At 75.2% G+C, this 15,178-nt stretch carries 13 protein-coding genes; 5 read left to right on the forward strand and 8 right to left on the reverse strand.

The window, feature by feature from the left end:
• Positions 1 to 84: 84 nt before the first annotated feature.
• The 6 genes from IPO09_12750 to IPO09_12775 all read right to left on the reverse strand — a co-directional run bounded on the left by IPO09_12750 (position 85) and on the right by IPO09_12775 (position 7,587).
• A complete protein-coding gene (locus IPO09_12750) occupies positions 85 to 1,488 on the reverse strand; it encodes a hypothetical protein (protein MBK9518193.1) in 1,404 nt (467 codons plus the stop codon).
• A gap of 223 nt (positions 1,489 to 1,711) precedes the next feature.
• A complete protein-coding gene (locus IPO09_12755) occupies positions 1,712 to 2,527 on the reverse strand; it encodes an outer membrane lipoprotein-sorting protein (GenBank protein ID MBK9518194.1) in 816 nt (271 codons plus the stop codon).
• A 5-nt stretch (positions 2,528 to 2,532) separates the two neighbouring features.
• On the reverse strand, positions 2,533 to 3,840 hold the full coding sequence (locus IPO09_12760) for an ABC transporter permease (protein ID MBK9518195.1): 1,308 nt from the start codon (positions 3,838 to 3,840) through the stop codon (positions 2,533 to 2,535).
• 14 nt (positions 3,841 to 3,854) lie between these two features.
• A complete protein-coding gene (locus IPO09_12765) occupies positions 3,855 to 6,044 on the reverse strand; it encodes an FtsX-like permease family protein (GenBank protein MBK9518196.1) in 2,190 nt (729 codons plus the stop codon).
• The gene (locus IPO09_12770) at positions 6,041 to 6,757 is read right to left on the reverse strand and encodes an ABC transporter ATP-binding protein (GenBank protein ID MBK9518197.1); all 717 of its coding nucleotides are present in this window, start codon (positions 6,755 to 6,757) and stop codon (positions 6,041 to 6,043) included. Before IPO09_12770 ends, IPO09_12765 begins: the two co-directional genes overlap by 4 nt.
• A 647-nt stretch (positions 6,758 to 7,404) precedes the next feature.
• Positions 7,405 to 7,587, reverse strand: coding sequence for a CPXCG motif-containing cysteine-rich protein (locus IPO09_12775; GenBank protein MBK9518198.1), 183 nt, complete (start codon positions 7,585 to 7,587; stop codon positions 7,405 to 7,407).
• Positions 7,588 to 7,739: 152 nt separating this feature from the next.
• Between IPO09_12775 and IPO09_12780 the strand changes: the two genes are divergently transcribed.
• The 3 genes from IPO09_12780 to IPO09_12790 all read left to right on the forward strand — a co-directional run bounded on the left by IPO09_12780 (position 7,740) and on the right by IPO09_12790 (position 9,154).
• Positions 7,740 to 8,372 (forward strand): Smr/MutS family protein, encoded by a 633-nt coding sequence (locus IPO09_12780; protein MBK9518199.1) that lies wholly within the window; start codon positions 7,740 to 7,742, stop codon positions 8,370 to 8,372.
• A gap of 168 nt (positions 8,373 to 8,540) precedes the next feature.
• Positions 8,541 to 8,933, forward strand: a complete 393-nt coding sequence (locus IPO09_12785) for a hypothetical protein (GenBank protein MBK9518200.1) — start codon at positions 8,541 to 8,543, stop codon at positions 8,931 to 8,933.
• On the forward strand, positions 8,930 to 9,154 hold the full coding sequence (locus IPO09_12790) for a hypothetical protein (GenBank protein ID MBK9518201.1): 225 nt from the start codon (positions 8,930 to 8,932) through the stop codon (positions 9,152 to 9,154). Before IPO09_12785 ends, IPO09_12790 begins: the two co-directional genes overlap by 4 nt.
• 61 nt (positions 9,155 to 9,215) lie before the next feature.
• On the opposite strand, the gene IPO09_12795 is transcribed toward IPO09_12790, so the two are convergent.
• On the reverse strand, positions 9,216 to 9,566 hold the full coding sequence (locus tag IPO09_12795) for a hypothetical protein (GenBank protein ID MBK9518202.1): 351 nt from the start codon (positions 9,564 to 9,566) through the stop codon (positions 9,216 to 9,218).
• A gap of 349 nt (positions 9,567 to 9,915) precedes the next feature.
• On the opposite strand from IPO09_12795, the gene IPO09_12800 reads away from it, so the two are divergent.
• On the forward strand, positions 9,916 to 10,485 hold the full coding sequence (locus tag IPO09_12800; GenBank protein MBK9518203.1) for a sigma-70 family RNA polymerase sigma factor: 570 nt from the start codon (positions 9,916 to 9,918) through the stop codon (positions 10,483 to 10,485).
• Here the strand turns inward: IPO09_12800 and IPO09_12805 are convergent.
• Positions 10,482 to 11,048, reverse strand: a complete 567-nt coding sequence (locus IPO09_12805; GenBank protein ID MBK9518204.1) for a sigma-70 family RNA polymerase sigma factor — start codon at positions 11,046 to 11,048, stop codon at positions 10,482 to 10,484. The two genes, IPO09_12800 and IPO09_12805, sit on opposite strands and share 4 nt — an antisense overlap.
• A gap of 125 nt (positions 11,049 to 11,173) precedes the next feature.
• Here IPO09_12805 and IPO09_12810 point away from each other — a divergent pair, with 125 nt between their 5' ends.
• Positions 11,174 to 15,121 carry a M36 family metallopeptidase gene (locus tag IPO09_12810; GenBank protein MBK9518205.1) on the forward strand — a complete coding sequence of 1,316 codons (3,948 nt, stop codon included), beginning with the start codon at positions 11,174 to 11,176 and terminating at the stop codon, positions 15,119 to 15,121.
• Positions 15,122 to 15,178: the final 57 nt, after the last annotated feature.

Here is a 15,178-nt window from a genome sequence, read left to right on the forward strand (position 1 = left end):
GCGCCCACGTCGACGCGTCACCCGGCCGGTGGGCCGGGCCGGTGCGTCCAGGTCGGGGCAGGTGGGAGGAGCGGCGCGGCGGACCTACAGCCTGATCCGCAGCGCCACGCCCAGGTCCAGCACCGGCACCGGGATCGGCAGGGGCGCCGTCGCGGAGCCGTTGCCCAGCGCCTGCGCCGGCACCGTCCCGCCGAAGCGGAACTCCCCCCCCTCGTGGCCCAGGTGGCCCGCCAGCCAGGTCTCCACCGTCAGGTAGGTGTTGACCAGCACCGAGTGGTCGAGCCGCAGCACCGCCGAGCCGTCGGAGAGGTTGGCCACCACCGAGGTGGTGAGGGTGGTGTCGTTCCAGCGCCCCGGCGAGGCCAGCACCAGGTAGGCCGCCGCGTAGTGGCGCCCCAGGTAGAACGGGGTGAAGGCGGGGCGTGGATCCACCGGGCAGGCGGCCGGCACCAGCTCGCCCGGCGTGGGCAGGCAGGCGGGGTCGGTGGGGTGGAGCGGCACGTAGGGCGAGGCCAGCAGCACCGGGTAGGCGCGCGCCGTGTCGTAGCCGGTGTCGTTGAAGAAGTACTCGGCCCCGGTGGTCAGGGCGTCCTCGTCGGAGTACTTCCAGGACCACTCGGCGCCCAGCACCAGCTGCGGCGTGGTGCGGGTGTCTGCGTCCCGCGCCCAGCTGGCCAGCTGGGTGGGGTCGGCGCCCGGCCGCAGCCGCCAGCGCGGGGCGTCGCGGCCCGAGGTGAGGGCCAGCTCGCCGCGCAGGTCGAGCTCCCAGAGGGCCAGGCTGGCGTCCAGCCCGAAGCGCGGCCGGTGCCCGCGCTGGCCCACCACGTCGGCCGCCAGCTCGGCGCCCCCCAGCACCACCTCGGCGCGGGCCCCGCCGCCCACCCGGCCGAGCGTGCCGGGCCCCTGGTTGCGGCCGGCCAGGTCCTCCAGGATGGCCAGGCCGTAGAGGTTCCAGCCGCGCGCCTCCCAGGGCAGGTGGGCCTTCACCATGGCCAGGCCGGTGCGCGCGTCGAAGGGGGCCAGGGGATCGCGCCGCACCGGGTGGAGGAAGTCGGTGGGGTTCCAGAAGCGGCCCACCCCCCACTTGACGTGCTGCTTGCCGGCCGTGACGAAGACCGTCCGCGACAGGTCGAAGTTCACGTAGAGCTGGTCGAGCGCGCCGCGCGACTGGGCCTGCGGCGTGGTGCGGCCGAGGAGATCGGTGGCCTCCAGCGCCGCGGTGGGATCGTAGGAGAGCCGCCCCAGGGCGAAGCCGCGCACCCGGTCGTTGGGGCGCACGTCGAGGAAGGCGTCGAGCAGGTTGGGCGAGCTCATCGGCCAGAGCGCCGGCACCACGTTGCGCTGCCAGGTGGTGGTGGCGCGCAGGTAGAGCTGCCCGCCCAGGGCCAGGGGATCGTCCACGGCGTCGTCGATGCGCCCGGTCGGGCCGGCGCGGTCGCGATCGCCGAGGAGCTCGGCCTCGCGAGGGTCGAGGGCGCCGCCGGGCACCCCTCACCCCGGCCCTCTCCCCGGAGGGGAGAGGGGGCAGACGTGGTGACGGGCACCCCCTCACCCCGGCCCTCTCCCCGCTGGGGAGCGGGGGGCACGGCCGCCGGGAGCGGAGGGGTCGGCGCACCGAACAGGTCCTCCTCGCTGGGCCGCTCCTGCGCGGCAACGGGGCCGGCCGCGAGGAGGGCGGCCAGCAGCAGCGCGGCCGGCGGGCGGGCGGCGCTCACCGGCTCCTCGCCTCGAGCCAGGCCTTGGTGAACAGGTTGGCCTCGAGGGGCCTGAGATCGATCTCCTTGATGAGCACCAGCGTCTGGTTGCCCTTCTCGATCTCGTCGAAGAAGCGCATCTCCTCCGGGTACCAGACCTCGCCCTGCTTCGACTCCGACCAGATCCGCCGCCAGCGCGGGTAGTAGGAGGTCCGCATCAGCTTGCCGGAGAGCGCCAGCTCCTCGCGCTTCAGCTCGTTCAGGGTGGCCTGGTCCACCCAGAGCCGCATCACCGGGAAGGCCACGTCCACCCCCGGCTTCACCGTGAGCGTCAGCTTCCAGGTCTGGTAGGCGCCCAGCTTCGCCTCCCCCTCGAACCTGGCGTCGTACTCCTCGGCCAGCCGGGAGTCGGAGAGGTCGCCGCGCCGCGTGTCCGACCCCCCGATGCGCTCGCGCTCGGTGCGCCGCTCCCACCGGCCGGTGGCCGGGTCGTACATCCACAGGTTCTTCTCGATGCGCAGGTAGCCCTTGCCGGCCTCGGCCTTGGGCTTGGTGAAGAGGAACATCTGCTTGTCGTCGGCGTCGCGCCGGTAGACCAGCAGCTCGGAGGCCAGGTCGGTCTTCCCCTTCTCCTTCGACTCCATGTAGCAGAGCGCCTTCCAGTCGCCCTGGTTGCGCTGCCGCTCGTCGATCTCCTTCACCACCGCGGCCAGGCCGGCCGGCGTGGAGGGGTCGAAGCGGCGCTCGGCGGCGGGGGCGGCGGCCCGGGCCGGCGCGGCGGCGGCGGCCAGGGCGAGCAGCAGGGCGGCGAGGGGCGTGCGGCAGGCTGGCATGGCGTTCACCCGATGTGGTGCATGGCCGTCACCGGCCGGAGGCGCGCGGCCCGCACCGCCGGGAAGACGGAGGCCAGCACGGTGATGGCGGTCAGCAGGAGGACGTCGACCACCGCGGCGCCGGCGTCGAACCGGAAGCCGAGGTGCTCCTGGGAGAGGAAGAGCTGGATGGCCTCGGGCACCGGGATGTGGGCGGCGTTGAGCCCCCCCGCCACCGCCGCCGCGCCCAGGGCCCCGGCGGTGCAGCCGGCCAGCCCCAGCAGCCCGGCCTCCAGCACGAAGAGCCAGAGCACCTTGCGGCGCTGCATGCCGATGGCCCTGAGGGTGCCGATCTCGCGGGTCCGCTCGCGGATGGCGATGGCCAGGGTGTTGAGGATGCCGATGATCACCACCACCATGAGGATGAAGACCAGCAGGCCGGTCAGCACCCGCAGGCCGAAGACCAGCTGCTTGAACTGGCCCAGCTCGTCCTCCCAGGTGGTGACGTCGAGCTTCTGCCCGGTCCAGTCCTCGCTGGGCACGGTCTGGAAGAGCTTCATGTAGTAGGGCTGCGGGTCCGGCTCCATGACCCGCCAGCCCTGCTCGGACAGCGCGGTGCGCAGGCGGGCCGCCACCTGCGGGGCCAGGGCCTGGTCCTTCAGGAACAGGTGGATGGCGCCGGTGGTGGAGGGGGAGAGGCCGTAGAGGCTGCGCAGGGTGCCGGCCTGGATGAAGGCCGAGAAGCCGGAGAGCAGCCCCACGTTCTTCACCACCACCGCCACCCGCACGTCCACGGTGTTGTTGACGCCGCGGTCGGTGGGGGCCGAGAGGGTGATGACGTCGCCGGCGGTGACCTTGAGCCGCTCGGCCTGGCCCTGGAAGAGCAGCAGGGTGTCGGGCTGGGCCAGCTCGTCGAGCGAGCCGGCCAGGGGCTGCAGCACGCGCCGCACCGCCGGCTCGCTGGCGATGTCCACCCCGCCCAGCACCAGGTCCATGGAGGCGCTGGGGGAGACCCCCTTGGCCCAGCCGCGCCCGCGCACCGTGAAGTAGTCGAGCTCGGGCACGGCCGCCCGGGTGGCGGCCAGCACCTTCGGGTAGTCGGAGACCAGCGGCGCGGCCGAGCCGCTGGTCACCTTGAAGAAGCCGCCCACGTTGACGTGGCCGGTCATCAGGGTGGTGGCCGACTCGAGCATGGCGAACTCGATGCCGGCGGTGAGGGCCCCCAGCAGCACCAGCAGGCCGGTCACCGCCGCCAGGGCCCCGCCCAGGAAGAGGTTGCGCCGGGTGTGGCGGGTCAGGTTGCGGGCGGCGATGCGCAGGTCGACGAGGAGCATGGCGGGGGCCGCTTTCAGTCGTCGGAGGCCATCGCCTCGACGGGCGTGACCCGCATGGCGATGAGGGCCGGGTAGAGGCCGGAGAGGACGCTGACGCCCAGCACCAGCAGGAGGGAGGCGGCCACGCTGGCGCCGCCCATGCGCGGCAGGAGCGCCGGCCCGGAGAAGAGGAAGAAGAGCAGGTCGGTGGAGGCCGGGATGCCGCCGAAGGCCCGCATGAGCGCCACCACCCCGGCGCCCAGCGCCGCGCCGCCCAGCCCGAAGACCAGCCCCACCGCGGCGATCTCCACCAGCAGCATCACCACCACGAAGCGGCGCTGCGCCCCGATGGCCCGCATGGTGCCGATCTCCTTGACCCGCTGCAGCGCCGCCATGACCATGGCGTTGTTGATGATGACCAGCGCGATGGCGAAGAAGATCACCACCGAGGTGTAGAGCACCACCCGGAGCACGGTGACGAACTGGCCCACGAAGCCGGAGGCGGTCTGCCAGTCCACCACCGTGAGCCCCAGGCCGGCCGCGTCGGCGGCCGCCTGCACGTCCCGGCGGGTGGCCTCCAGGCGGGCGGGGTCGTGCAGCAGGATGGCGGCGTTGAGGGCCACCCCCCGGTCGATCTCCTCCTGGGTGTAGACCCGCCCGGCCAGCGCCTCGGCGGCCTGGCGCTTGGCCGCCACCCCGGACAGCAGCGCCCCCTCGTCGATGTCCACCTGGCGGGCCTGGTCCGGGGCCGGCCCGGCGGCGCCGCCGAAGAGGGCCGCCTCGGCCTCCTCGCGCGAGAGCTGGCGCGCCCCCTGGGCGGCCCGCAGGCCGGCCAGCTCGTCGGCCTTGTCCTTGGTGAGGTAGCCGTACAGGTCGCGGAAGGACTGCAGGTCCATCACGCTGGTGGTGCCGGCGATGCCCGACTTCTCGATCCCCTTGAACTGGATGAAGCCGTAGACCTTGACGTTCACCGAGTTGAAGGCGCCGGTCTTGCCGGGGGCCTTGATGGTGATGACGTCGCCGACGCTGATCTGGTAGAGGCGCAGCAGCGGCGCCAGCTCGCGGTAGAAGAGGTCGTGGCGCTGGTCGAAGCTGGCGTCGTCCACGTCGAAGAGCCGCGCCAGCAGCGCCGGCAGCGCCTCGTCGTCCGGCGCGCCCAGGGCCGACCGGAGCCGCGCCGCCGCCACCTCGGCCTGCAGCGGATCGAGCTGCAGCAGGATCTCGCGGCTGCGCCCCTGCAGCTCCTTCTTCCAGCGCTGCAGCTCCTCGTCCTTGGCCAGGGTGCGCCCGAAGCGGTCGCGGGCGTCCTTGATCTGGTCGAGGCGCCGGGCGTTCTTCAGCTTGAGCCACTCCTCGGCGTACTGCTTGCCGAGCAGGATGCCGCGCTGGCCCGGCGGCACCACCTGGCCCTCGGCGATCTCGGCCAGCTCGAAGGCCTTCATGAAGGCGTCCACGTCGGTGCCGACGTAGCGGATGAAGGTGAAGGCCGAGTCCATGGCCAGCGGGGCGATGCGGTTCTCCAGGAACTCCAGCGCCGGCAGCGGGTCGGCCTCGAAGCCCTCCCAGAAGGCCGGCGCCACCGCCTGGTCCAGCCAGGCCTTCTGCTGCTGGCGCTCCGGCCAGTCGGGCCCGTCCTGGTCCACCAGCACGCGGGCCTGGGCCAGCTCCTCGCCGAGCAGCCCCACCATGCGCCGCAGGTGGGCCTGCCTGGCCCGCCAGGCCCGCAGCGCCTCCGGCCCGCGGTCGCCGCCCTCGACGCGGCGGGTGTCGGCCCGCAGCTTCTCCAGGGTCACGTCGAAGGCGTTGCCGGTGGCCACCATGGCCTGGTCGATGCCCATGGGCACCACCATCCGCACGTTGGGCACGGCCAGCAGCGCCGCCTTGACCCGGGCGAAGTCCTCGATGGGGTCGAGCAGCGACTCCCCGCGCAGCCCGCCGTAGAGCTCGAGCTGCCCCTCCGAGGACCGGTTGAAGACCTGCAGCTGGCCGCCCAGCGACCCCTGGATGGAGGTGCGCATGCCGCGGTCGATGGAGTCCATCACCGAGGCGCCCACCACCACGATGAGCGAGCCGGCCAGGACGATGAGGCCGATGATGACGGTGCGGGCGCGGCTGGCCAGCAGGTTGCGCCCGGCGATGCGCAGGAGGACGCGCGCGGCGTCGCCGCTCCGGCGCGGCCGGTCGCCCGGCGGCGCCGCGGCGGGGCGGGCGGGGGGCGCGGTCACGCCGGGCTCCCGGCGGCCTGGACGCCTCCCACCACCTCGCGCGCCGCCACCTGCCCGTCGGCGATGCGCACGATGGCGCTGGCGTGGGCCATCACCTTGGGGTCGTGGGTGGAGAAGACGAAGGTGGTGCCGTCCTTGCGGTTGAGGTCCCGCATCAGGTCGATGATGTTCTGCCCGGTCACCGAGTCGAGGTTGGCGGTGGGCTCGTCGGCCAGCACCAGGGCCGGCCGGGTCACCAGGGCGCGCGCCACCGCGACCCGCTGCCGCTGCCCGCCGGAGAGCTCGCTGGGCCGGTGCCGGCCGTAGGCCCCCAGCCCCACCGCCTCCAGCAGCCCGGCCACCCGCTCGCGCCGCGCCGGCGCGGCCAGCCCGCCCTGCAGGAGCAGCGGGAACTCGACGTTCTGGAAGACCGAGAGCACCTGCACCAGGTTGAAGCTCTGGAAGATGAAGCCGATCTGGTGGAGGCGCAGGTCGGTCAGGTCCCGCTCCGAGAGCGCCGCGGTGTCCTGCCCGCCCACCAGCACCACCCCGGCGGTGGGCGTGTCGACGCAGCCGATGAGGTTGAGCAGGGTGGTCTTGCCGGAGCCGGAGGGGCCGGCGATGGAGAGGAACTCGCCCTGCTCCACCTCCAGCGACACGCCGCGCAGGGCGTGCACCTGGGTCTTGCCCAGCAGGTAGTCCTTGGTGACGTCGCGCACCGAGATGATCGACATGTGGCTGCCTCCCTGATCCCGCGCCCGCCGCGCCGGGCGGGGTCCGGCCCGGCCGGGGGCCCCTTGCGGCGCCGGCCGCCCGGGCTGCTATACTTCTCAGTGGCTGATTAACTTAGCTGCTAAGACATTCTCGATCTAGGTCGACCCCGCCGACATGTCAAGTGACAGCCTCGTTCCCCCGCCCGGCCCGGACCACCTCCTGCTGGTGCTGCAGCAGCTCGGCGAGGCGGCCGGGCTCTACCAGCAGGTCATCGCCGACCGGCTGGGGCTGACCCGCACCGACCTGGAGGTGCTGTCCCTGGTGGGCCTGCGCGGGGCCCGGACGGCGGGGCAGCTGGCCGAGGCCACCGGCCTGACCACCGGCGCGGTCACCGGGGTCATCGACCGGCTGGAGCGGGCCGGCTACGCGCGCCGCGCTCCCCACCCGGGCGACCGGCGTCGCGTCATGGTGGCGCTGGTGCCCGAGCGGCTGCTGCCGGTGCTGCGCGTCCACGAGCCCCTGCACACCGCGGTGCACGCCCTCGACGCCGGCTTCGGGCCGGCCCAGCGCGCCGTCATCGCCGACTACGTGATGCGGGCCTCGGCCATCTTCCGGGCCGAGGCGCTCCGCCTGCGCGCCGAGGCGGCCTTCGCCCCGCGGCGAGGCCTCACTCGTCCTGGCGCGCCACGCCCACCGCGAACCCACCAGGCTCCTCCTCGACGGCGTGCACCAGCCACGGCCGGCAGCAGACCGGGCAGTCCTCCACGTAGGTCTGCGACTCGCCCCCCGAGGGGTCGATGAAGATGGTGACCACCTCACCGCAGTAGGGGCACTCCACGTCGAAGTCCACGCCGGCAGTCTACCCCTGGCCACCCGCGGCGGGCCGCCGTCACCGCGCACCACCCCGCCCGGGCCGCTCCGCCCGGCGGCTTCCGGCCGCGGCCGCTTGGCACTACATTCGACCCCGTGAAGAAGAAGCCCTTCCACGCCCCCTTCGAGAAGCTGGCCGGCCTGAAGAAGGCGCTGGAGGCGCCGGCGCCCAGGGTGAAGCCCGCGCCGCCGCGGCCGCTCCCGCCGCCGCCGCCGCGCGAGCGGAGCGAGGCCGAGCTGTGGGCCGAGGCCACCGCCGGCGCACGCCAGGTGGATCCGGGGCCCGGGCTGGCCGCCCCGCCCACCCCGCGAGGCCCGCCCGAGCAGATCTGGTACGCCGACCTCGACGCGGTGGACGCGCTGCGGGCCCTGGTGAGCGGCGACGCCCCCTTCGACATCGCCGACGGCGACGAGTTCATCGAGGGCAAGGTGGCCGGCCTGGACGCCGGCGTCATGAAGAAGCTGCGGCGCGGCGACTACGCCGTGCAGGGCCACCTCGACCTGCACGGGCAGACCCGCGAGGAGGCCAAGCGGGCGGTGGAGCTCTTCCTGCGGGACTCCCGCCGCAGCGGGAAGCGCTGCGTGGTGCTGGTGCACGGGCGGGGGCTCCACTCGCGCGACCAGCTGCCGGTCCTGAAGGAGGCGCTGCGGACCTGGCTCGGCCAGGGGCGCTTCGCCAGGCACGCCCTGGCCTTCTCCACGGCCCGGCCGGCCGACGGCGGCAGCGGGGCGGTCTACGTGCTGCTGCGCCGGCCAGGGCGCTGAGGGTCGGGGTCGGGGTCGGGGTCGGGGTCGAGGTCGGGGTGCCGCCGTGGCCCTGCGGGTACCCGGGAGTCACGCCGGACCCTGATCGCACACCCCCAGCGGGGTTCAGCGCAGCGTCCGGGCCGACTTTTCGCGTCACGTCTCGACTCCTGGTCGGTCCAAGTGATCGTGGGCACCTCTGCAAAGAAGGCCGGGCTGGACCGGCGCTCCCTCTGGATCGGCGACCCCTTCGACCCCGAGTTCGAGTGGCGCCGGGCGCAGCCCCGGCGGCCCACCCCGCGCGCCATCTCCGACCTGCCCCCCTCCGACCGGCTCTGGCAGGCGCTGGGGCGCCGCTTCGAGCAGGGCCACCTGGCCGCGCGGCTCACCGAGCTCGACGACTGGATTGGCCTCGCCACGCGGCGTGAGCTGGACGCGCTGGTGGAGGAGACCTTCGCCGGCGTGGACGACCCGGCGCTCCCCGAGCTGCGCCGGGTGGTGCGCAGCCTCGACCACCGGACCATCTACTACCTGGTGGCCGCCCGCTCCGGCCGGCCGCGCCGCTCCGAGGGGGCCCCGTGACCCCCTCGACCATCCACCGGCCGCTGCCGTCCATCGTGGTGGAGCTCGGCCGGGTGCCCGAGGTGGACCTGCGCGCGGGGCTCGGGGGGCGCCGCTTCGAAGAGCTGGTGCGGTCCGGGACCCTCCTCCCCCCGCAGGCCCGGCCGCGGCCGAGCCCGCTCTGGCTGGCTGCCCTGGCCGCCGCGCTGCTGCTGGCCGCGGCGGCCTTCCTGGCGCGCTGACCTCGGCCCGCGCGCGGTCCGGTTCACCGGGCGCCGCGGGCGTGGCGAGCCACCTCGCCGATCACTCCGCCTCGTCCTGCGAGCTGGGCGCCAGCCAGAGCCGGTCCAGCCAGCTGGCGTCGCGCGCCTCTCCCCGCCCGTCGTCGCGCTCCGGCCGCGGCAGGGCCGAGACCACCGCCAGCACCACCGAGGCCAGCGGCAGCCCCCAGAAGGCCAGGGGGGCGATGGCCCCGAGGGCGTGCCAGAGCGTGGCGTCCGTGCCCGGCTGGATGAGGGCGCGCCCGTGGGTGGCGAGCGGCCAGGCGAGGAAGCCCGCCAGCACCAGGAGGGCCGCCTGGGTCAGGCCGGCGAGGCGGGCGCCGCCACCTGGGCTGGCGTCTCGGAAGGGCGACGGCGATCGGCTCGGGCGCATGCAGACCTCTCCCTGGTTGCGGCGACCCGCCGGGGCTGACCCGGCCGCGCCGGTCCGGATCACCCGGACGCAGAGGAGACAGCGCGGCGGGCCGGTCGTGACGCCGCAGGTCGGCGCGCCGGTGGGAGTCGGCCTGTTTTTTCGCCTGCGACCGCCCCGGCCGGTCACACCTGGCCGGCTGGGCGGTCTACCTATCGAGCCCGGGGGGGCTTGGCTCACCCGGTCGCGTGGCGGGGAGCCGCCTGAAGCGCCGGAGGTCCGGATCCTTCCAGGGAGACCGGGCCCCCGGCGCTTCTCTTTTTCAGGCCCCACTCCCCCCCTGTCCGTCCTGCGGGTACCATGCGGCATGGTGTCGCTCGAGGCCAAGGTCAAGGTGCTCCTCCTCGCGGGGGACCGGCGGGGCGCCGCCTCCGAGGCGATCCGCGGGCTGGGCCCCAAGGTGCTCGGCTACCTGCGCTCCATCCTGCGCAACGACGAGGACGCCGCCGACGCCTTCAGCCACTTCGCCGAGGACCTGTGGAAGGGCATCGGCGGGTTCCGCGGCGAGTCGTCGCTCAAGACCTGGGCCTACAAGCTGGCCTGGTGCTCCGCCATGCACATCCGCTCCGACGCCTGGAAGCGGCTGGGGCGGCGGCTGGAGACCGGCGAGGCCTCGCAGCTGGCGGCCGAGGTGCGGACCAAGTCGGTGGTGCGCGACGAGCGGCAGCGGCTCTCGCTGGAGCGGCTGCGCGAGGCGCTCTCCGCCGAGGAGCAGACCCTGCTCTTCCTGCGCCTGGACCAGCAGCTGGAGTGGAGCGAGGTGGCCGAGGTGCTCTCGGCCGGGGGGCCGGTGGTCGAGGCGGCCGCCCTGCGGAAGCGCTACGAGCGGCTGAAGGAGCGGCTCGCCAAGCTGGCCAGGGAGCAGGGGTTGACGGACTAGACCAGCCCGCGGTCCTTCGCCAGGCGGGTCAGCTTCTCCTTGAGCCGCTCGAAGCGCTTGCGCAGGGCCGCCGAGTCCACCGGGACGTCGTCCACGGCCATGACCTCGGCGATCTCCTCCCAGGCCAGCTGCTGGTCGATGCGCAGCACCAGCAGGGTCTGCTCCTCCTCGGTGAGCTCGGCCCGCAGTCCGTCGAGCGCCTGGCGCTGCCGCTCCACCCGCAGGCCGGTGCGGGTGCGGATCTCCTCGGCCAGCCTCGAGGCCTCGCCGGTCTTGAAGCGGCGGCCGCGGCGGCGCCAGGCCTCGTCCTTCAGGTTGAGGGCGGCGTTCCAGGCGAGCTTGAAGGCCCAGGTCTTGAGCGACGACTGGCCGCGCCAGGTGGGCAGGCCGCGCCACAGGTGCTCGGCGAAGATGGAGAAGGCGTCGGCGGCGTCGGCCTCGTCGCGCAGCACGGCCTGCAGGTAGCCCAGGATCTTGGGGCCGTAGGCCCGCAGCGCCTCGGTGGCCGCCGCGCGGTGGTCGCCTCCGGCCAGGGTCGCCTTGATCTGCTCCTCCACGGTCATGCCGGCATGCTACCGGCCGCGCGGGCCGATGGCGACGGCCATCCGCGGCCCCTCCTCGGGTGGTGCTGCCCGGCGCCGGCCCGGCCGCTTGCTCCCCGGCCTGACCTGTCGCTACGGTGCCGCGGGTGTCGTCGATCATGACCCGCCAGGCCCCGTCCGCCCTGCTGCTCGCCCTCCTCCTCGCGGCCTGCGGCCCGCCGCAGAGCCCGCCCCTGGCCGCTCCCCTGGCCGCTCCCCCGAGCGCCCCACCGGCCGCCACCCCCGCGCAGCCGCGGGCGCCAGCCGCCGCCGGCAGCCCCGCCGGCCGGCCGGGCAACTTCAACGCCCTGGCCCTCGCCGCGGCCGGCGGCGGCGCCCCTTCGTCCGGCGCCGCCGTGCCCAGGCCCGCCGCCCGGGCGGTGGGCCACATGAACCAGCAGCTCGGCGTGCCCTCCTTCCTCTGGGGCGGGCCGGCCGGCGCCCCGGTCGCCCGGGCCGGCGGCGTCGCCCCGCGCGGCGGCCCGGTGGAGGCCGCCCGCGCCCACCTCGTCGGCCTGGCCCCCGCCTACGGCCTCACCGCCGCCGACGTCGTGGGCGCCGAGGCCGCCCGCGTCCACGACACCGGCCGCGGCCCGGTGGTGGTCACCTTCCGCCAGGCCCCCGGCGGCGTGGAGGTCTTCCGCGGGGAGGCCAGCGTGGCCATGCGCCGCGATCTCTCGCTGGTGGCCGTCTCCGGCAGCCTGGCCCCCACCTCCGCGCTGGCGGCCGCCTCGGCCCGCGCCGCCGCCCCGGCTCGCGCCGGCCGCGGCGCCGCCGGCTGGACGCTCGACGCCCCCTCGGCCCTGGCGGCCGCGCTCACCGACCTGACCGGCCAGGCCTTCGCCGCGGCCGACTTCGCCCCGGCCGGCCGCGCCGGCGCCTTCGAGACCTTCGACCTCCGACCCGCCGCCGCGGTCGCTCGCGCCGGGCGCTTCCTGCGCCCCGCCGGCGTGCGGCGGACCTGGTTCCGGCTGCCCGGCGGCCTCACGCCCGCCTGGCGGGTGGAGGTGGCCTACCAGCGGCTGGGCGCCCGCGAGACGCTCTCCTACGGCTCGGTGGTCGCGGCCGGCGACGGCGCGCTCCTGTTCCGCAAGGACCAGCAGGAGCACCAGGCCTTCAGCTACCGCGTCTGGGCCTCCGACCCCGCCACGTTGCTGCCCGACGACGGGCCCCAGGGGCTGGCCGGCACGCCGCACCCCACCGGCCTGCTCGACGGCTACCAGCCCCCGCTCGCCGCCCAGCGGCTGGTCACCCTGCAGAGCCTGCCCTTCAGCCGAAACGACCCGTGGCTGCCGGCCGGCGCCGTCGAGACCAGCGGCAACAACGCCGACGCCTACGCCGACCTGTCCGCGCCCGACGGCTTCACCTCGCTGGTGGAGAGCTCGGCCTCGCTCGACCAGCGCGCCGCGGTCACCGCCCCCGGCGCCTTCGACCACGCCTACGACCTGGCGCAGGATCCGCTGGCCTCCGCCAGCCAGATCCAGGCGGCCGTCACCCAGCTCTTCTACGACGTCAACGCCCTGCACGACTGGTTCTACGACGCCGGCTTCGACGAGGCGGCCGGCAACGCCCAGGCCCTCAACTTCGGCCGCGGCGGCGTCGAGGGCGACCCGCTGAAGGTGGAGGCGCAGGACAGCTCCGGCACCGACAACGCCAACATGTCCACGCCGGCGGACGGCTTCTCGCCCCGCATGCAGATGTTCCTCTGGAGCAACAGCGACCTGGTGAAGGCCACCGTCAACGCCCCCGCCGCCCAGGCCGGCCTGAAGCAGGCCGCGCCGGCGTCCTTCGGCCCGCAGGCCTTCGAGCTGACCGGCGACCTGGTCCCGTCGCAGCCGGCCGACGCCTGCGCCGCCCTGGCCAACGCGGCCACCGGGCCCGGCCAGATCGCCCTCATCGACCGCGGCACCTGCACCTTCGTGGAGAAGGTGAAGGCCGCCCAGGCCGCCGGCTACGCCGGGGTCCTGGTCCGCAACGTCCTGGCCACCGCGGCCTTCCTGCCCATGGGCGGCCTCGACGAGGCCATCACCATCCCGGCGCTGATGGTCCGCAAGGCCGTCGGCGACGCCATCGGCGAGGCGCTCGGCGCGGGCGCGGTGGTCAACGTGACGCTGCAGCGGATCCCCGGCCTGCGGCGCGACGGCACCATCGACAACCTCATCGTGGCCCACGAGTGGGGCCACTACCTGTCGAACCGCCTGGTGCAGGACGCCGCCGGCCTCGACACCGTGCAGGCCCGCGGCATGGGCGAGGGCTGGAGCGACTTCGTGGCCCTGCTGCAGGCGGTCCGCCAGGAGGACGCCCTGGCCGCCGCCAACGCCGGCTGGGCCGGCGCCTACGCCGCCTCCGGCTGGGTCGCGACCGGCCTCGACGCCACCGGCGCGCCCAACCAGGGCGCCTACTACGGCATCCGCCGCACCACCTACTCCACCGACCTCACCAGGTCGCCGCTCACCTTCCGCCACGTGGCCGACGGCGAGGCGCTGCCGGTGGCCACCCCGCCGCTGCGCTTCACCGGCGCGCCCAACTCCGAGGTCCACAACGCCGGCGAGGTCTGGGCCAGCGCCCTGTGGGAGTGCTACGCGGCGCTGCTGCGCGACACCCAGGGGGCCGCCCCGCGCCTCTCGTACGCCGAGGCCAGCCTGCGCATGCGCGAGTACCTGGTGGCGGCCTTCAAGCTCCTGCCCGGGTCGCCCACCTTCCTGGAGGGGCGCGACGCCCTGCTGGCGGCGGCCCTGGCCGGCGATCCGGTCGACGCCCAGCGCTTCTGGGCCGCCTTCGCCACCCGCGGCTTCGGCGTCGGCGCCTCGGGCCCGACCGACCGCTTCGGCGCCACCAACCAGGGCGTGGTCGAGAGCTTCGCGCTGGGCGGCGAGCTGTCGCTGGCCGGCCCGCCCACCCTCGCGGTGTCCCCGGCCTGCGACGACGGCGACGCCACCCTCGACGACGGCGAGACCGCCACCCTCACCCTGCGGCTGGTCAACACCGGCTCCGGCGACCTGCCCGCCGGCGCGGCCACCCTCACCTCCTCCACGCCCCACCTCACCTTCCCGGACGGCGGGGCCGTGGCCGTCGGCCCGGCCGTCGTGGGCGGCGAGGCGGTCGCCACGGCGCGGGTCTCGGCCGGCGGCGCCACCACCGCCGAGCTGGCCGAGGTGACCCTCACCTTCGCCGGCGGCTACCTGGCCAGGCCCACCGCCCTCTCCTTCCAGCTCCGGCTCGACGCCGACGTCCTCGCGGCCGCCTCGGCCACCGACACCCTGGAGGCCGAGCGCTTCGCCTGGACCCCGGGCGCCGATCCGGCCCTGGCCACCGACGCCCTCTTCCAGCGGCGCACCCTGAGCGCCGTGGACCACGCCATCTTCGGCCCGGACCCGGACACGACCGCCGACATCACGCTCACCTCGCCGCCCCTGCTGGTGGGCACCGGGCCCTTCACGCTCGGCTGGCGCCACACCTTCTGGTTCGAGGCCGATCCGGCCGGCACCCCGGACCGGGTCTTCTACGACGGCGGCGTGGTGGAGCTCTCCGACGACGGCGGCGCCACCTGGCTGGACGTCGGCGGCCCGGCCTACAACGGCGCCATCTCGGTCACCGGGTTCTCGAACCCGCTGGAGGGGCGCCCGGCCTTCGTGGACGCCAGCCCGGACCACCTCACCCCCGGCGCGCTGGTGCCGGTGGCGCTCGACCTGGCCCGCGCCTGCAGCGGCGGCGCGTCCTGCGCCGGCAAGTCGGTGCTGCTCCGCTTCCGCATCGGCGCCGACCTCGGCTTCGGGGTCCCGGACGGCTGGACCATCGACGACGTGGCGGTGGGCGGCCTCACCAACACCCCCTTCGACCGGCTGGCCCCCGACGCCGGGCGCTGCGTCGTGCCGCCGCCCGCCGCGCCCGCCTCCGGCGGCGGCTGCTCGTCCGGGGGCGCTGCTCCGGGCCCGCTGGCCTGGCTCGTCCTCGGCCTGCTCCTGCTGCGCCCGGCCCGCCGCCCGTCCCCCTCGATGGCGGGAGCCGGGTCGGGGCGGGCGCTCCGGGCCTCCCGGGTGCCCCGCCACCCGTGACCGCGCCCGATCCCGCTTGCCCCGGCGCCCCGCCTCTCGCTACCGTGCTCAGTTCTT

The organism is Anaeromyxobacter sp. (assembly GCA_016718565.1).
In the GTDB taxonomy this organism is placed as follows: Bacteria; Myxococcota; Myxococcia; order Myxococcales; family Anaeromyxobacteraceae; genus JADKCZ01.